This window comes from Micromonospora sp. NPDC023869, assembly GCF_055559695.1.
In genome coordinates, this window is record NZ_JBVHKD010000005.1 from 175,698 (window position 1) to 192,861 (window position 17,164).

The 17,164-nt window shown below is 71.1% G+C and carries 17 protein-coding genes and 2 pseudogenes; 14 read left to right on the forward strand and 5 right to left on the reverse strand.

The window, feature by feature from the left end; all coding sequences use genetic code 11:
* Positions 1–12 precede the first annotated feature (12 nt).
* From trmD to ACZ31C_RS16940, 7 genes and pseudogenes are all read left to right on the forward strand, one after another.
* The gene (gene trmD, locus ACZ31C_RS16910; protein WP_396752392.1) at positions 13–786 is read left to right on the forward strand and encodes a tRNA (guanosine(37)-N1)-methyltransferase TrmD; all 774 of its coding nucleotides are present in this window, start codon (positions 13–15) and stop codon (positions 784–786) included.
* Between the two features lie 144 nt (positions 787–930).
* Positions 931–1,287 carry a 50S ribosomal protein L19 gene (gene rplS / locus ACZ31C_RS16915; RefSeq protein WP_396752394.1) on the forward strand — a complete coding sequence of 119 codons (357 nt, stop codon included), beginning with the start codon at positions 931–933 and terminating at the stop codon, positions 1,285–1,287.
* Between the two features lie 183 nt (positions 1,288–1,470).
* Positions 1,471–2,351, forward strand: a pseudogene (gene lepB, locus ACZ31C_RS16920) (signal peptidase I).
* A 9-nt stretch (positions 2,352–2,360) separates the two neighbouring features.
* Complete coding sequence (lepB, locus tag ACZ31C_RS16925) at positions 2,361–2,996, forward strand: signal peptidase I (protein WP_131052215.1); 636 nt, start codon at positions 2,361–2,363, stop codon at positions 2,994–2,996.
* Positions 2,997–3,057: 61 nt separating this feature from the next.
* Positions 3,058–3,546, forward strand: a complete 489-nt coding sequence (locus ACZ31C_RS16930) for an NUDIX hydrolase (RefSeq protein WP_465796065.1) — start codon at positions 3,058–3,060, stop codon at positions 3,544–3,546.
* A complete protein-coding gene (locus ACZ31C_RS16935; protein ID WP_465796066.1) occupies positions 3,540–4,352 on the forward strand; it encodes a ribonuclease HII in 813 nt (270 codons plus the stop codon). Before ACZ31C_RS16930 ends, ACZ31C_RS16935 begins: the two co-directional genes overlap by 7 nt.
* Complete coding sequence (locus ACZ31C_RS16940) at positions 4,349–4,672, forward strand: DUF2469 domain-containing protein (RefSeq protein ID WP_007075222.1); 324 nt, start codon at positions 4,349–4,351, stop codon at positions 4,670–4,672. The genes ACZ31C_RS16935 and ACZ31C_RS16940 overlap by 4 nt, the downstream gene beginning before the upstream one ends.
* A gap of 69 nt (positions 4,673–4,741) precedes the next feature.
* Here the strand turns inward: ACZ31C_RS16940 and ACZ31C_RS16945 are convergent, their stop codons facing one another.
* A complete protein-coding gene (locus ACZ31C_RS16945; protein WP_465796067.1) occupies positions 4,742–5,395 on the reverse strand; it encodes an SAM-dependent methyltransferase in 654 nt (217 codons plus the stop codon).
* A 504-nt stretch (positions 5,396–5,899) separates the two neighbouring features.
* On the opposite strand from ACZ31C_RS16945, the gene ACZ31C_RS16950 reads away from it, so the two are divergent.
* On the forward strand, positions 5,900–6,508 hold the full coding sequence (locus ACZ31C_RS16950; RefSeq protein ID WP_465796068.1) for a murein hydrolase activator EnvC family protein: 609 nt from the start codon (positions 5,900–5,902) through the stop codon (positions 6,506–6,508).
* Between the two features lie 36 nt (positions 6,509–6,544).
* Here the strand turns inward: ACZ31C_RS16950 and ACZ31C_RS16955 are convergent, their stop codons facing one another.
* From ACZ31C_RS16955 to ACZ31C_RS16970, 4 genes and pseudogenes are all read right to left on the reverse strand, one after another.
* Complete coding sequence (locus tag ACZ31C_RS16955) at positions 6,545–7,726, reverse strand: aminotransferase class V-fold PLP-dependent enzyme (protein WP_465796069.1); 1,182 nt, start codon at positions 7,724–7,726, stop codon at positions 6,545–6,547.
* Between the two features lie 44 nt (positions 7,727–7,770).
* Complete coding sequence (locus ACZ31C_RS16960) at positions 7,771–8,943, reverse strand: tyrosine recombinase XerC (RefSeq protein ID WP_465796070.1); 1,173 nt, start codon at positions 8,941–8,943, stop codon at positions 7,771–7,773.
* Between the two features lie 106 nt (positions 8,944–9,049).
* Complete coding sequence (gene dprA / locus ACZ31C_RS16965) at positions 9,050–10,243, reverse strand: DNA-processing protein DprA (protein WP_465796071.1); 1,194 nt, start codon at positions 10,241–10,243, stop codon at positions 9,050–9,052.
* A pseudogene (locus ACZ31C_RS16970) lies at positions 10,240–10,344 on the reverse strand (magnesium chelatase subunit ChlI family protein); the annotation flags it as partial. The gene dprA and the pseudogene ACZ31C_RS16970, both read right to left, overlap by 4 nt.
* A 15-nt stretch (positions 10,345–10,359) precedes the next feature.
* Here ACZ31C_RS16970 and ACZ31C_RS16975 point away from each other — a divergent pair.
* The 6 genes from ACZ31C_RS16975 to ACZ31C_RS17000 all read left to right on the forward strand — a co-directional run bounded on the left by ACZ31C_RS16975 (position 10,360) and on the right by ACZ31C_RS17000 (position 16,539).
* The gene (locus ACZ31C_RS16975; protein ID WP_465796072.1) at positions 10,360–11,871 is read left to right on the forward strand and encodes a recombinase family protein; all 1,512 of its coding nucleotides are present in this window, start codon (positions 10,360–10,362) and stop codon (positions 11,869–11,871) included.
* 891 nt (positions 11,872–12,762) lie between these two features.
* A complete protein-coding gene (locus ACZ31C_RS16980) occupies positions 12,763–13,068 on the forward strand; it encodes a hypothetical protein (protein ID WP_465796073.1) in 306 nt (101 codons plus the stop codon).
* Positions 13,065–13,244: a hypothetical protein gene (locus ACZ31C_RS16985; RefSeq protein ID WP_465796074.1), complete on the forward strand. Its 180-nt coding sequence runs from the start codon at positions 13,065–13,067 to the stop codon at positions 13,242–13,244. The genes ACZ31C_RS16980 and ACZ31C_RS16985 overlap by 4 nt, the downstream gene beginning before the upstream one ends.
* Positions 13,245–13,310: 66 nt before the next feature.
* Positions 13,311–13,886, forward strand: coding sequence for a hypothetical protein (locus ACZ31C_RS16990; protein ID WP_465796075.1), 576 nt, complete (start codon positions 13,311–13,313; stop codon positions 13,884–13,886).
* Positions 13,883–14,767 (forward strand): bifunctional DNA primase/polymerase, encoded by an 885-nt coding sequence (locus ACZ31C_RS16995; protein ID WP_465796076.1) that lies wholly within the window; start codon positions 13,883–13,885, stop codon positions 14,765–14,767. The genes ACZ31C_RS16990 and ACZ31C_RS16995 overlap by 4 nt, the downstream gene beginning before the upstream one ends.
* A 35-nt stretch (positions 14,768–14,802) precedes the next feature.
* Entirely contained in the window at positions 14,803–16,539 is a 1,737-nt protein-coding gene (locus ACZ31C_RS17000) for a hypothetical protein (protein WP_465796077.1), read from the forward strand.
* Positions 16,540–17,164 lie beyond the last annotated feature (625 nt).

A 17,164-nucleotide genomic window follows, 5' to 3' on the forward strand; every position in this document is an offset into this window, starting at 1 on the left:
GGAGCACCCCTGATGCGCGTCGACATCGTGTCGATCTTCCCGGAGTACTTCGCCCCGCTGGACCTGTCGCTGGTCGGCCGGGCCCGGTCCAACGGCACGCTGCGGCTGGCCGTACACGACCTGCGGACGTGGACGCACGACGTGCACCGCACCGTCGACGACACCCCGTACGGCGGTGGGCCCGGCATGGTGATGCGGCCCGAGCCCTGGGGCGCGGCGCTGGACGCGCTGGCCCCGCCGGAGGCACCCCCGCCCCGCCTGCTGGTGCCGTCCCCGGCCGGTGTGCCGTTCACCCAGGCGTTGGCGCACGAACTGGCCGCCGAGCCGCGCCTGCTGTTCGCCTGCGGCCGGTACGAGGGCATCGACCAGCGGGTACTCGACCACGCCGCGACCCGGATGCCGGTCACCGAGGTCAGCCTCGGCGACTACGTGCTCTTCGGTGGCGAGGTCGCGGTGCTGGTGATCCTGGAGGCGGTGACCCGGCTGCTGCCCGGCGTGCTCGGCAACGCCGGCTCGCTGGACGACGAGTCGCACGCGCACGGGCTGCTCGAAGCGCCGATGTACACCAAACCGGCGACCTGGCGGGAGCTGGAGGTGCCGGCGGTCCTCCGCTCCGGCGACCACGGCCGGATCGCCCGCTGGCGTCGGGACGAGGCGCTGGCGCGGACCGGTCGACGTCGTCCGGACATGCTCGCCGCGATCGACCCGGACAGCCTCGACAAGCGGGACGTCGCGGCGCTGGACCGGGCCGGATTTCAGGTGCCCGGGGCGGATGTGGCAAAGTAGGGGGGTTGCCGCAGACGCCTACGCCGTGGGCGGCTGCGAGGATCCCCGACCGGGGTCGGTTCCGGCCGGCCACCGTCCGGGGATCAGTATCACCCATCCGCGCGCCGAGTGACGGTGCGCCGTGAGCCTCACGAGGACACCACGATGAACATCCTGGACGCCCTTGACGCCCAGTCGAAGCGCACCGACCTCCCCGACTTCCGTGCCGGTGACACCGTCAAGGTGCACGCCCGCGTCGTCGAGGGCAACCGGTCCCGGGTCCAGATCTTCCAGGGCGTCGTCATCCGCCGCCAGGGCGACGGGCTGCGCGAGACGTTCACCGTCCGCAAGCTCAGCTTCGGTGTGGGTGTCGAGCGGACCTACCCGATCAACAGCCCGGCGATCGACCGGATCGAGGTCATGGTCCGTGGTGACGTCCGCCGGGCCAAGCTCTACTACCTGCGTGAGCTGCGGGGCAAGAAGGCCAAGATCAAGGAGCTGCGCGAGAAGCAGCCGAGCTGACATCGCGCTCCGCCACGCCGCCCGAGCTGCGCGTATGCCGTACCGGCCAGACCGCACTACCCTGGTCGGTACGGGCGCAGCGGGGCGGTGATCCGCCGGACAGGCGGATGGACCCCACTGCCGCCCGGGAGGTCTCGACGAGACTTCCGGGCGGTAGTCGTTTCTGCGGACCGGGGAGTGGGCGTGGTGCAGGCGCTTGACGACAGCGGCGCGGTCGATCCGTGGCGGCGACGCACCCGTCGCACCAAACCGCAGATGCCGCTCTGGCAGGAGCTGCCGCTGCTGCTCGTCGTCGCGTTCTGCCTCGCGGTGCTGATCCGCACCTTCCTGCTCCAGGCGTTCTTCATCCCCTCCGGGTCGATGGAGGACACGCTGCTGGTCAATGACCGCGTGCTGGTCAACAAGGTCGTCTACACCATGCGCGACCCGGAACGCGGCGAGGTGGTCGTCTTCCGCGGCACCGAGGAGTGGGTGCCACAGGTCGACACGCAGCCGCCCACCGGCTTCGCCGACAAGCTCGGCCGCACCATCGGCGACCTGGTCGGCGTCGGCCGGCCCGGCGAGAAGGACTTCATCAAGCGCGTCATCGGGCTGCCCGGCGACCGGGTGAGCTGCTGCGACGACCAGGGTCGGGTGCTGGTCAACGGCACCCCGCTGGACGAGTCGGCCTACGTGCTGCGGGACTCTCCGCTGGACCTGCCGCCGAATCCGGAGGAGTGCCGTTCCCGCCGGTTCGAGGAGATCGTCGTACCACCCGGGCAGATCTTCGTGCTGGGTGACCATCGCCTGGTCTCGCAGGACGCCCGCTGCCAGGGCCCGGTGCCGATCGACAACGTGGTCGGCCGGGCGTTCGCGGTGGTCTGGCCGTCGGACCGTTGGCACTCGCTGCCGATCCCGGAGACGTTCGCCAGCGTCGCCCCACCCGACGGTGCCGAGGGCGCCGACGGTGCCGCGCCGCCGGTCCGACCCACGCCGGTGGGGGACGTCGTCCTGATCCTCCCGATCGCGGCCACGCTGACCGTTCTCGCGCGTTCCGGACGGTGGTCCTCGACCCGGCAACGTAGGCTCCTTCCGTGATTGACGAGCAGACCGACAAGTCGCGCCACTCGTTCTGGAAGGAACTGCCCATCCTTCTGGGGGTGGCGATCGTGGTCGCGGTACTGGTGCGAGCCTTCGTACTGCAGACCTTCTTCATCCCCTCGCCGTCGATGGAGAACACTCTCAAGATCGACGATCGGGTGCTGGTCAACAAGCTGGTGTACAACTTCCGGTCACCGCACCGGGGCGAGGTCATCGTCTTCAAGGCGCCGGTGGAGTGGAGTGGCAACCCGGCGGGGGAGGACTTCATCAAGCGCGTGATCGGCGTCGGCGGCGACCGGATCGTCTGCTGCGACGACCAGGACCGGCTGACGATCAACGGCACGCCGCTGGACGAGCCGTACATCTTCTCCTTCGACGGACGGCGCGACAAGCCGGCGGACCAGGAGTTCGACGTGCAGGTGCCGCCGGGCCGGCTCTGGGTGATGGGCGACCACCGGTCCGCCTCCGGCGACTCGCTGGAGCACTACCAGCAGTCCGGGCAGAACATCGACACGGCCACCATCCCCGAGCAGGACGTGGTGGGTCGAGCCTTCACGATCTTCTGGCCGGTCGACCGGGCCACCCTGCTGACCGTGCCCGAGCAGTTCGAATCGATCCCGCAACCCTGACCCCGGCCGCCCGGCAACGGGTGGCGTGGGAGTTGTCGGCGGGGTCTGGCAGGCTAATACCGTGACGGTCTATACCCCGAGGCGCGCTGCCCGCGTGCTCCTGGTCGACGCGGCGGGCAGGTTGCTGCTCTTCCGTGGCGTCGATCCGGCCCGACCGGAGCACGGCCGCTGGTGGTTCACCGCCGGCGGTGGCCTCGACCCCGGGGAGACGTACGCCGAGGGCGCCGCCCGTGAGCTGGCCGAGGAGACCGGATTGCGGCTGTCCGTGGCCGAGATCGGCGAGCCGGTGCACGCCGACCTGATCGAGTTCCCCTTCGACGGGGTGTGGTATCGGCAGGAGCAGCAGTTCTTCCTCGTGCGGGTGGCGGCGCACGAGGTCGACACCGCGGGCTTCAACGAGATCGAGCGGGGCAGCGTGGACGGCCACCGGTGGTGGTCGGCGGCGGAGCTGGCCGGCACCGACGAGCGGTACTACCCGCAGGACCTGCCGCAGTTGCTGGCCCGGGTGCTCGCCGACGGCCCGGCCCGGACCTCGGGTGCGGCATGCTGACCCCGCCCCGCACCGTGGTACGCCGCGACGCCGGTCTCTATGCGTTGGAACGCGCCCTGCAACGACGGGGCTTCCGGCACGTCGCCGGTGCCGACGAGGCCGGTCGGGGCGCCTGTGCCGGGCCGCTGGTGGCCGCCGCCGCGATCCTGCCGGAGGGGCGACGTGGCGAGATCGACGGGCTGGCCGACTCCAAGCTGCTCACCCCGGCCAGCCGGGAGCGGGTGTACGACGAGGTCGTCGCGTGTGCCCTGGCGTACGCGGTGGTGGTCGTCCCGGCCGAGGAGGTCGACGCCCGAGGGCTGCACGTGTGCAACCTGGCCGCCATGCGTCGGGCGCTCGCCTCGCTGACGGTGCGCCCGGAGTACGTGCTGACCGACGGGTTCGGCGTGGACGGGCTGGGCGTGCCCGGGCTGGCGGTGTGGAAGGGCGACCGGGTGGCCGCCTGTGTGGCGGCGGCGAGCGTGCTCGCCAAGGTCACCCGGGACCGGATCATGGTGGAGCTGGACGCGGTGCATCCCGGCTACGGCTTCGCCGAGCACAAGGGGTACGTCACCGCGGAGCACAGCGCGGCGTTGCGCGACCGTGGGCCGTGCCCGCAACACCGGTTCTCGTACGTCAACGTGGCCGCTGTCTCGGGGCGGGACGGTCGGCCGCCACGCTCCCGGCGACCGCTGGGTGCAAGCCCGGACGAGCCGATGGAGCGCTCAGCCGCCGTAGGGGGTACCGTCGGCGTGGCGTTGGGCGAGCAGCCTCGGCCTCCGGCGTCGGTGGGGGAAGATGTGGTCATGGAAGGCGGAGTGCGATGAGCGCGGAAGATCTCGAGAAGTACGAGACCGAGATGGAGCTCCAGCTCTACCGGGAGTACCGCGACATCGTCCGTCAGTTCTCCTACGTGGTGGAGACCGAGCGCCGGTTCTACCTGGCGAACCAGGTCGACCTGCACGTGCGTAACTCCGACGGCGAGGTCTACTTCGAGGTCGAGATGCACGACGCGTGGGTGTGGGACATGTATCGCCCCGCCCGGTTCGTGAAGAACGTTCGAGTGATGACGTTCAAGGACGTCAACGTCGAGGAGCTGGAGAAGCCGGACATCTCCCTCCCCGCCGACTCCGGCTTCGGCGGCTGACCCGTACGTCCCCGCCCGGACGGGCATCGCCGGTGACCCCCACCGCCGCGATCCGTCCACCGTGTCCGGTCAGCGGTCGACGTCGTCGGTCGGCCGCCCGGTGAACTCGAACATCGTCACCCCGCTCGGCAGCGGTCGGGGCGTGCCGAGGAACCGGTGCACGCCCACCCCCACCCCGTCTGCCGGAGAGCTGACCGCCACCGGGGCGAAGCCCTCCTCGGCGAACCAGTCGCAGATCGCTGGCACCAGGTCCGGCGCCCCTCGGTGCCGGGTCCAGAAGACCGTGCCGTCGGTGGCGCAGAGCGACGCGCAGTGGCCCACCGTGGCCCGGATGTCCGCCTCGGTGATGTTGCCGAAGACGCCGCAGACCAGCACCAGGTCGGCCGGGACCAGTCCGGCGTACGCGTCGGTGCGGGCCGCGTCACCGGGCACCACCTCGACCCCGGGCAACCCGGCCCGCGCCACCGCCGCCCGTGCCACCTCGACGTTGCGCGGATCGAGCTCCACCAGCCGTGCGGTCACGTCACCGCCACGCCGGTGCGTCGCCAGCACCGGAATCAGGTCACGTCCCTGACCGGCGCAGAGACTGACCGCCCGCAGAGGTCCGGGCCGTGCCGCGTCCAGCGCAGCGCCGACGTGGGTACGCACCTCCGCCAGCCGCCGGGACAACGGCGAGGCGGGGCCGGTGTACTGGTCGTGCCAGGCGTACCAATCGCGCGTCATCCCGTCGAGCCTAGGCCCGCTGGGCTGGGCCATAGCAGATCAGCTCCTCCGGCGCGGGTTGTCCACAGGACGTCCCGCTGTCCACAGGCGAGGCGCGCGGGGCAGCCGGCCGGCGTCCGTCCGGTCAGGATCGCCGACATGCCCATCCGGTCACTGATCAGACTCGGTCCTTCCGCTTCGGCGTCGCCTGTCCCGGCGCGGTCTGCCCTGGTGTGGTCCGCCTTGGTGCCGCGTGCCTCGGCGTGGTTCGCCTCGGTGCGGTCCGGCTCGGTGGCTGGTTCGAGCGGGCGGGTGTCGGCGCGGGGTGGCGAGGTTGTGCCATCTCTTGCCGCGCGTGTGCGGCCGACGGTCACCCCGCGTCCTCTTGCGGGCCGGTGTCCCGTCGTGCGACCGGCCGGTGCGGCACGCCCGCGCTCGGCGGCCCGGCGCGGTGGCAGGCGGGGTGTTCTCCTCGCCGGTGTCGTCGCGCTGCTGCCGGTCCTGGCATCGCTAGCGGTCGCGGTCATGCCCCGTGCCGCTCCGGTGCGGACCGGGCTCGCGGCCGTCCCGCCTGGTGGTGCGCCAGTTCCGGGCCTGCCGTCTGCGGCTGCCGCAACGCCCGCGCCAGCCGTTTCGCCTCCGGTCGTGCCGTTGCGGGCTGCTCCGGAACGGCCGGTGGAGCCCGGGCGGTTCAGGTGGCCGGTCGACGGCCGGCCGCACCCGGTGCGTCGGTTCGATCCGCCGCCCCGCCCGTGGTTGCCCGGCCATCGCGGGGTCGACCTGCTCGCTCCGGCCGGTGCGACGATCCGGGCCGCCGGCACCGGCACCGTCCTGTTCGCCGGCATGGTCGCCGGCCGCCCGGTGCTCTCCGTGGCGCACCCGGACGGCCTGCGCACCACCTACGAGCCGGTCCAGGCGGACGTCACGGTTGGCACGTCGGTGTCGGCGGGAACCGCGCTGGGCACCCTGCTGCCCGGCCACGCCGGCTGCCCCGAGGCGGCGTGCCTGCACTGGGGGCTACGCCGGGGCGACGACTACCTCGACCCGCTGGCGCTGCTCGGTCTCGGTCGATCCCGCCTGCTGCCGCTCGATCCGGACCCGGCCGCCGTCATGTTCCGTGGCGGGCGCGGATGATCCCCGGCGCGACCACCCGGGACGACGGAACGACGGTCAGCGTTGGGCGAGCAGGGTGGGCAGCCGGACGGCGAGCCGCTCGTACTCGTCCGGCGAGTTGTACACCTGCCCGCACAACCGCAGCAGCCCCCGTCCGCCGAAGGTCATGACGGCCACCTGGGTGGCGAGCCGCTCGAAGATCCGGGCCTGCAACGCCCGCGCCGCGTCGAGGGTCGTGGCGAGGCCCGCCGGCAACGGGACGATCCGCATGGCGACGGTCGGTCCGCCGGGGTCGAGCAGTTCGGCGGGCGGCACCGCGAGCGCGTCCCCGACCACCCGCTGCCCGTACGCGGCCAGTGCGGCGTTGTGCGCGCGTACCCGGTCCACGCCCAGGTTGCGCAGCGTGTAGAGCCCGGCCGGTGCGCTGAGCCAGGCGGTGTAGTCCGCCGTCCCCTGCCACTCCAACCGGCCGGGGAAGCCCGACTCCTGCTCCCAGGAGACCACCAGCGGCTCGATCCGCTCCCGCCACGCCGGTGACACCACGAGCACGGCGGTGCCGCGTGGCGCGTACCCCCACTTGTGCAGGTTGCCGACCCAGAAGTCGGCGCCGATGCTCTGCACCGACGCGGCCAGCATGCCCGGTGCGTGCGCGGCGTCGACCAGCACCGGCACACCCTGCTCCCGGGCGATCCCGACGATCGCGGCGACCGGGAACAGCCGGGCCGTGGCCGAGGTGACCTGGTCCACCAACAGCAGCCGGGTACGCCCCGGACGCAGCCCGGACCGGACGACCTGCAGGATCTCCTCGTCGGTGGCGGCCAGCGGCACCCGCAGCACGCGGTGGGTCACCCCGCTCCGGCGGCATTCCCGCTGCACCGACAGGGTGACCGCGCCATAGCCGTGGTCGGTGGTGAGCACCTCGTCGCCTTCGCGCAGCCCGAGCGACTGGAGCACCACCGCCACACCGGTGGTGGCGTTCGGGGTCAGCGCGGTGCCGTCCGGGTCCGCGCCCAGAAAACCGGCCAGGTGTCGGCGGGTGTGCGCGATCCGGTCGGCCAGTCCCTGCACGAAATAGCGCAGCGGATCCGACTCCATCTCGTCGCGCAACCGTTGCTGGGCCCGTTGCGCGACGATCGGCACCGCCCCGAACGAACCGTGGTTGAGGTGGCTGGTCGCCGGATCGAGGGAGAAGAGCAGGCGGGCACCCGCGATCGGCTCGGGCGGCGGCGGGACGCTCACCCGATGATCGTAACCGCTGACCGGCCTCGCCCGGCCCGCTCCGGTCAGGCGCGGGGATGGGCCTGCCGGTACGCGGCGCGCAGCCGCTCCACCGAGACGTGGGTGTAGACCTGGGTGCTGGCCAGCGACGAGTGCCCCAGCAACTCCTGCACCGCTCGCAGGTCCGCGCCACCTTCGAGCAGGTGGGTGGCGGCCGAGTGGCGCAGCGCGTGCGGGCTCGTCCGGGGCAGGTCGGCGGCCTCGGCGTACCCGGCGACGATCCGGCGAGCGGTCGTCGGGTTCAGGCGACCACCCCGAGCGCCGAGCAGGAGCGCGTCGCGCGAACCCGGGACCGCCAGCACCGGCCGCCCTCGCCGCAGCCAGTCGTCGAGGGCACGCTGAGCAGGCAGCCCGTACGGCACGCTCCGTTCCCGACCACCCTTGCCGTGGACCCGCACCACGCGTCGGGCGTGGTCGACGTCGGCCACGTCGAGCCCGCACGCCTCGCTGATCCGTACCCCCGTGCCGTAGAGCAGCTCCAAAAGCACCCGGTCCCGCAGTAGCACCGCCTCGGCGGTCCGGTCCGGCTCCCCGGAGCCGTCGACGGGTGCGCGGTGTCCCCGATCAGTCCGCCCGACGTCGGTGAGGGCGGCCTCTGGCGCGGCATCGGTGTCGGCGGTCTCCGGCGCGGTGCCGGTGCCGGCGGCCTTCGGCGCGGCATCGGTGTCGGCGGTCTCCCGCGCAGTGTCGGGGCCGGTGTTGCGGTCGGTGACGCGGGCGGGGGCGGTGACGCGGGTCGGTGCCTCGACGAGCTGGGCGGCCTGGTCGGCACGGAGCACCGTGGGTAGGGTCCGCTGCGCGCGGGGACTGGCCAGGGTGGCGGCCACGTCGGTGGGCAGCAGCCCCTCCCGGTGGGCCCAGGCGCTGAAGGTCCGCGCCGCCGCCGCCCGCCGGGCCATGGAGGTGCGGGCCGCGCCCGTCGTGCGTTGCCGGGCCAGCCAGCTGCGGACCGTGTCGAGGGTCAACTCGGCGACCCGGGTGCAGCCCATCCGTCGCGCATGCTCCATCAGGGACACCAGATCCGCGACGTAGGCGCGTACGGTGTGGGCCGACCGGTTGCGGACCGAGGCGAGGTGGCGGGCGAAGTCGTCCACCGCGTCGCGCAGCGGCTCCGGCAGCGCCGCGTGCACCGCCCGGGTGCCGCGGACGTCCCGGCCCTGTCCGTCCGTACCCCGCACGCTTGCCAGCCTACGGCCGGTCGGCGCCACCCGCGACCACGCGGCCCGGCCGGGCGCGCTTGCCGGGTGCGGGCGCGCTTGCCGGGTGCGGACGCCCGTGTCGGGTTCACGGGGACCGGGGCGGATGACCTGCCGGGTCGGCCAGGGCGTACCCGTCCTCGCGTCGCACCACGAGGGACAGTTCCTCGAGCATCGCCAGCGTGCGCAGGACCGAGCGGACGACCAGGCCGGCCCTTGCCGCGATGTCGTCCACGCCGAGGGTGCCGCGTCGGGGCAGCGACTCCAGGATCGACCTCGCGTCGTCGTCGAGCAGGTCGGCGGGGTGCTCCGGACCGCGCGGCACCGGCGCCAGCTCACCGATCGGGCCCACCTCCTCCAACACCTGGGCCAACCCGGTCACCAGCCGTGCCGCCGAGTCTGCCCGCAGGATCTCGTGCGCACCGACCGACATCGCCGAGGTGACCGGACCGGGCACCACCATCGCGCGCTTGTTCAGGGCGAGCGCGCGTCGGGTGGTCTGGGTCGCGCCGCTGCGCGCCGCCGCCTCCACCAGCACGGTGCCCCTGGTGGCCGCCGCGATCACCCGGTTGCGGATGAGGAAGCGTGGACGCAACGGCTCGGCACCCGGCGGCCACTCGCTCACCAACAGGCCGGTCTCGGCGATCCGGTCGAACAGCGCGGTGTTGCCCAGCGGATACGGCCGGTCCACTCCACACGCGAGCACCGCGACGGTCAACCCACCGGCGTTCAGGGCGCCCCGGTGTGCGGCGGCGTCGATGCCGAACGCGCCGCCGGAGACGACCGTCCACTCCCGGTCGGCCAGCCCGTAGGCCAGGTCGGTGGCGACGTGCATGCCGTACGGTGTGGCCGCCCGCGCCCCCACCACCGCCACCGACCGCTCCAACGTCTCGTCCAACCGCCACGAGCCGCGTACCCAGAAGCAGAGCGGGGGATCGGTCTCGATGTCGACCCGACGCTGCTTGCCGGGCAGGTCGAGCCGGAGGTGGCGCAACTGCTCGACCGTCGTCGGCCACTCGTCGTCGTCGGGCGTGACGAGGCGGGCACCGAGCCGGTCGGTGCGGCGTAGCGCCTCGGCGGCGACCGCCCGCGGATCACCGGCCCGGGTGCGCGCGGCCACGGTGTTGCGCAGGTCCTCCTGCGGCGCCCCGCCGTCGAGCAGCAGGTCCAGTGCGGCCACCGGCCCGATCTCGGCGACCAACCGGTAGACCGAGCGGGTGCCCGGCTCGGCCAGCCAGGTCAGCGCCACCCGCGCCAGCCGCGACTCCTCGTGCGTGCTCACGTACCCTCTCCCGTCCTGAGTGTGATGGCCTCGGCGATGTCCTTCTTGTCCGGCTGGGTCCGTCCGTCCAGGTCGGCGATCGTCCAGGCCAGCCGGAATATGCAAGACTCGCTGAGGTGAAAACCTGGATCTATGCGCGGCAGTCCCTCGACCGCGACGGCGACGGCCTGGCGGTCACCCGCCAACTCGATGACGGGCGACAACTCGCTCAACTGCGGGGGTGGCGTGTCGCCCGTGAGCTTGTCGAGAACGATACGTCCGCCTCCGGCAAACGGGACCGGCCCAAGTTTCAGGAACTGCTGGCCGCCATCGAGGCAGGTGAGGTTGATGCCGTCGTCGCCTGGGACATGACCCGGTTGAGCCGGAACAGGCGTGACACGGTCCGGCTGCTCGAAGCGGGGGAGAAACGGAAGATCACCCTAGCGTTCGTGCGGGGGTCCGACCTGGACTTGTCCACCCCGGCTGGCGGGTTGATCGCCGACATTCTGGCCGGCGTCGCACGTAACGAGATCCGCGTCAAGTCCGACCGTCAGCAGGCCGCCAACCGGCAGGCCGCCGAGCAGGGCCGCCGCGTCGGTGGCCGGCGACCGTTCGGCTACGGGCCGGTCGTCGGCACCGAGGAACACGTCAACGAGCAGACCGGCAAGACTGAGGTCCGGGAGATCCGCGACTTCAACGCCCTGGTCCCCGAAGAGGCTGAGGCGCTGCGCGCGGCGTACCGGGACGTGCTGACTGGTGTGCCGCTCGGCCGTATCGCCCGCGAATGGAACAAGCGGGGTCTGACCACCACCCAACTCACCCGTGACGGCAAGCCATCCGAGTGGACGGCCGGGAACCTTCGGGGTGTCTTGCTGAACCCGCGCAACGCCGCCCTGCGGCACCACGTAGACGAAACCCTGCGCGGCACCCTCCATCCGGTGAAAGCGCGCCTACAGAGCATCGTGGGGCGGGCCACGTGGCCCGCCGTGGTGTCGGAGTCGACGTGGCGGGCGGTGGTTGACGTGCTTACCGACCCGGCCCGCCGGTCAAGCCCGAACCGCAGCGGCGTGCATCTGCTCACCGGCATCGCCGTCTGCGGGGTGGAAGGGTGCGGCGCCACCGTCCACGCGGGCGGCGGGAAAGGTGGCAAGCCCGGTTACCGCTGCTCGGCCACCTACGGTCACGTTTCCCGGCAGGCCGAGCCGGTAGACGCGTGGGTGACCGATGTGCTGATCGCGTGGTTGAGCCGACCCGACGCCGCCGAGATGCTGCGGGCCGACGACGACGAGGCCGGCGACCAGGACGAGATCCGGGCCGAGTTGTCGAAGCTTCGCGGGAAGCTCAACAACCTTGCGGTGATGCACGCAGCCGATGAGGTGGACGACCAGCAGTTGCGGTCGGGGTCGAAGGTGCTGCGGGGACGCATTGCCGAACTGGAACGTCTGCTGGTGCGGGTGGGTCGCGTGTCGGTGTTGGAGCCGCTGATCGGCGCCCCGGATGTGGCGGCTGCGGTGCGGGCGATGGACACCGACCGACTGAGAGCGGTGATCGAAAGCGTGATGTCGGTCACGCTCATGCCGCCGGGTCGGGGTACCCGGACTTTCCGGCCGGAGACGGTTGTGATCACCCCGCTTCGGTCAGGGCGGTGAGCTGCCGATGACGGGATGTCACGGATGGCGTGCCGGGTGTTGCACTGCACTGACCCCCCAGAGTGTCGGTGGGGGCACTCAGGAGTGAACAGTTCGGAGAATGAGCAGCTAGGAAAGGTTCAGAAAGGATCTACCGACCGTGACGGAAGGGGGCGGCGTGGTTGCGAATTCGAGCGAACGGGGCCGTGTATCTGGCTGGATACGCCTCTTCCTGTCCGAACAGGGGATAGTTCCATCTGTCTATGTGCAAGATGTGCGTTACGGGTCGGTAGCGGTTCGCACGCGGCCCACATCCAGCCTGGCAAAATGTTACTCAGAGTCACTGCTGATCGATGGGGGTGAGTGTCCGGTCAGACACGCCACGCGTGACGCGTCGCGCGTCATGCATGACGCGCGGTCGCTGTCCGCACCGCCACCTTTAGCAAGTTGTAGCAGGATGAAGCGTGTCACCAATGGCACACCTCGAACGGATGTTCGCTCGATCGTCGGTGATGATCAGGCCAAGATCGCCGATCCTGGTGCACGGATAGGTGCGCGGCCAATCCACACAGTCAGTAGTCACGTCGCTGGACAACCACTGCGCTCGTCTGACAGAGTTGTACCGTCCACAGGACCGGACATGAACCCCGAACTCGGGGTCAAGTTCGAGATCGAAGGACGACGCTTGCGAATGGTCCGCCGGACTTCCGGAGGGCAAAAACAACGGTGGGGCCGGAAAACCGACCCCACCGCCCTGGATTCGATTACCGCCTCGGCGGCAACCGGCCGGTCAGTGTTGGCGCACTACCGGCTACCTGCGACTCTACTGAGTCGTAGACGTGATACTCAACTACGACTCCAAGTCGTAGGTGAAACGTCACACGCCGCTGAGGCCCCACCTGAGGGGACCTCATGCCCATCACCGATCCTGAACTTGCGCAGGAAATGCGCCACTGGCGGGCCGTCAAGGCTGGCAGCATCAGCGCCGCCAAGAAGACCCCCGCCGAGCACAACGCAGCCATGGCCAAGGCCCGCGAGGGAATCCGCTCTGCGCTTGCCCGCGAAATCGACCCCAATGGCACCCTGGCCGCTACCGACCCTGATGAGCTGAGCCGTCAGGTTCGGCTGCTGCGCCGCGCCCGACTCGCCGACGCCAGCCTCAAGGGCGTTAAGGCGCGGGCCGAGCGGCGCCAGCGCACCCAGGTTGGTGCCGCATGACCCCGGCTGAGCGGCAGGCCGCTGCCGCCGAGCTGGTCGCCGGCTGGCCGCTTCCCGCACCCGAGCAGATGGCTCAGGTTGCCGACCTGATGCGGCCCTTCCTGGCTGCGGCACGCGCCGACCGCCCGGTCCAGGTGCTGCGCCCGCGCGTCCCCGCGCAGCGCCGCGCCGCCTGACCAACTCCCGGACAGCAGAAAGCCCGGGGGGCTAGTCCCGGGCTATCCATTGGAAGACGTGGATACATGGTAGACATCTTCGCTGGCGGCGCGCAACGCGACTCACGCCACACCCAGACCGTACCGGACACCTCCGACAACCAGCAGCCCGCAGACGATGCCGGCAGCATCATTCGCACCCGGCCGACTGTCCACCTTGCCGACCTCCGTCCCGCGCCCAACACCGGGCCGGACCTGTTCGACCTGCTCGCCCAGGCGCAGGAAGGCGACCAGTGGGACGAGAGCGCCCACCGTCACCTGACCACCCCTGAGGTGTTCGAGGCGCACCACGCCCGGTACCCGCTGCTGTACGACGCTCTCTGCGAAGTCGCCTTGCACCGGATCCGCCGCCGGATCCGGCAGGGCCGCAAGCCGCGCACCGGCTTCCCGAACGTCTGGGAGCACGTCAGGTGGGAGGTTGAGGATCGGTTCAAGGGCGACGGTTCTGCGTCCATGAACAACAACTTGCGCGCGTACTACAGCCGGTTGTTGTTAGCTCAGGAGCCGGAGTTGGCCGGGGCGTGGGAGATTCGCGTCAGTCCCGAGGCTGACGCCTGGATCGCTGCCCGCATGGCGAAGCAGAACGGCGGGCAGGCCGCGTGACCGTCACCCTGACCCGGTCGGCGTTGCTCGACGAGGCGTACCGGCTCGCCGACGAAGGCCGTCACGTCTTCTGGTTGGGCAGGTCGAAGCGTCCCGTCGGCAACTGCCCCGACTGCAAGACCCCCGGCAGCCACGACCCGGCCACCTGCGGCCACCTGCTCTGCCACGGCTTCCACGCCGCCAGCCGCGACCACAACCGGATCCGGGCCATGTCCGACGCTGTCCCCAACGGCACGCTCGCCATCCGCACCGGCGCACCTTCCGGCGTCGTCGTCCTGGACGTCGACCTCGGCAACGACGGTGACGTCGCCGAGCTGATCCGCCGCTGGAACATCCCGCCCACCTCATGGGTGCGGACCGGCAGCGGCGGCTACCACCTTCACCTCGCCCACCCCGGCGGCTACCTGCCGTGCAGCCAGTCTCGGATCGGTCAGGGTGTCGACGTTCGCGGTGACGGCGGCTACGCCGTTGCCCCGCCGTCGGTTCACCCTCGCACCGGACTGCCGTACGTCTGGGTGGAGCGCGGGCCGCTCGCCGAGATGTCGCCGCTGCTGGTGGAGGCGTGCCAGCCGCCGCAGGCCGTCGTGCTGCCTGCCGGTGGCGTCACCCCGTCGACCACCACCACGGGCGACATCAAGCGGCCGGATCGGCTGCTGGCCGCGCACCTGTCCGCCGTCGACCGGGCGCCGTCCGGACGCCGCCGGGTGGTGCTCTACGGCAGCAGCAGGGGTGTGGCCCGGATGGTGGCGGCCGGGGCGATCAGCACCACCGACGCGGTGGCCGCACTCACCGACGCCGGCCGCCGCGCCGAGCAGACCGAACGCGACACCCGCCGCGCCATCATCGACGGTTTCGCTGCCGAGGGGGTGCGGCTGCCGTGAGCGTTGACCCCATCGACCAGCGCCCTAACCTGACTGTGGTTCACGGTGCCGGCGACACCGAGTCAGCCAAGGCCAAGGCCGCGCGGGAACTCCACGAACGGCACATGGCCAAGCAGGCGGACAAGGCCGCGAAGGCGGCCCTGGCCGAGCAGCGGCGCCAGCAGATCGAGGCACAGCGGAACCAGCGGACCGGCAGCAGCCGACCTGACATCCAACTCGGCACCGACCCCGAATCGATCCGCGCCATCACCCGGGCCATCAACTCCCGAACCCTGCCCGACACCTACGTGCGGGCCGGGTCGGTCGTGGTGGTGGAAACCCCGTCCGGGGCGATCGAAGACGACGACGAACCCGCCCAGGTCGTCAACATCGTGGACCCGACCCGGCTCGCCCGGCTCCTGGCCGACACCACCTACACCTACTCGGTGGAGAAGGAGCGGCTTCCCGACGGGTCGGTGGAGTTCATCGACGTCGAGTCCACGCCGAAGCAGCACCTGGCCGCCGCCGCCCTTTCGTCGGCCCGGTGGGATGGCCTGCCGGTGCTGCACGGCATCGTCACCACCCCGCTGTTCCGGCCGGACGGCACTCTCGTTCAGGAACCGGGATACGACGAAGCCACGAAGGTGATCTACGCGCCGAAGCTGTCCATTGACCCGGTGCCCGACCAGCCGACCGAGGAAGAGATTCAGGACGCGAAGACGTTCCTCACCGGCAAGCTGCTGGCGAACTTCCCGTGGGTCGGGCCGAGTCGGGCCAACTACATCGGCGTGCTCGTCGCCCCACTGATCCGCCACTACCTCGGCGGCGTGCTGGTGCCCATGGTCGCCATCGACGCCGCCTCGCCCGGCACCGGCAAGTCCCTGCTCGCGCTGATCATGACCAAGGTGTTCTCCGGCCACATCCGGCCCTGGGTCAGCGACGACGTGGAACTCCGCAAGGCCATCACGTCGATCCTGGTCGACAACGGCGGGGCGGTCGTCTGCCTGGACAACGTCGGCAAGGGCGAAACCGTCGACCAGCCCACCCTGTCGGCGCTGCTCACCGCCGCCGCATGGTCGGATCGTCTGCTCGGCGCCTCCACCAGCGTCCGCGTACCCAACGACCGGGTGTGGATGGTCACGGGTAACAGTCTGTCCATCGGCGGCGACAACGCCTCCCGGACGGTGCCGGTGAAGGTCGACGCCAGGATGCCGAACCCGGACATGCGCCCGTCGTCGGAGTTCGCGCTCGGCGACTTGGAGGAGTGGCTGACCGACCCCGCGAACCGGGCGACCCTGCTGCGGCATCTGCTCGTGCTGGTGCGCGGGTGGATCGTGGCCGGGGCGAAGCGGATCGAAATCCCGATGCGGACGTTCACGCCCTGGGCGTCGGCCACGGCTGGGTTCCTTGACTGGCTCGGCGAGTCCGGGTTCATGACCAACCGGGACACCCTGCACGAGGCCGACGAGGAAGAGGCGCAGTACGGCGCGTTCTACGCCCAGTGGTACGCCCTGTTCGGCGATGAACGCCTGACGGCCAAGCAGTTGCACGACTCGACCCTGCCTCCCATCGGCGCACCCTTCGAGGAACGAGACAGGTGGCACGGCACGTTCCTCGTGCGCAAGAAGGACGGACAGACACCGTCGGCCGTCGGCCTCGGGAAGATGCTCGCATCCGAGGTCGGCCGGTACCGGGGTGGCTTCCGCCTGAACGGGTTCTTCAACTCCAACACGAAGGTGTGGACCTACTCGGTCATCAAGAACGGTGACGAGATCCCCGAGGACGCCCGGTGACGGCCCGTGCGGGGCTTGCGGGGCTTGCGGGGGGTAGGCGAACCCCATCCCCCGCGCACCCCCCGCAGGTCATCACCCCCTTGCGGGGGATAGGTTCCGGCACCGACTCCTACCCCCCGCGAAGATCAATCCGCAAAACCGCAGGTCATGGGTGTAAGTCCATCGACGTTGCGGGGGATGCGGGTGATAGAACGCCGATTTCAGCTTCCCGGGACGTGCGCGAAGAAAAAACACCCCCCTACATCTGTCCGAATAGGTCGCACTGGTGCCGGTTTGGGGCGGGGGGATTTTCTGACGCCCTCAAGGAATGGGGCCGAAACAGCCTTCCTACCACCCGCATCACCCGCACGGCAGGTGCCGGAGGGGTGCTGACCTGCGGAAGCCTCCCGACGGCCTTGCGGGGGGTAGGCGAGATCCAACCCCCGCACCGTCGGATCCCCATCACCCGCACCCCCGGCGGGGGGCATCTCTCGGTGCTGTGCCCGGTCCGACCGCACGTCAAGGTCCGACCCCCTCAACGCCCCGGAGATGCCCTCCGCGCGGGCAGGGGTGTCATGACACCTCCGGTCTGCGTGACCCGGACCGAGTAGCCCACCCGATGGCAAACGCCATGGCACTTGCCATC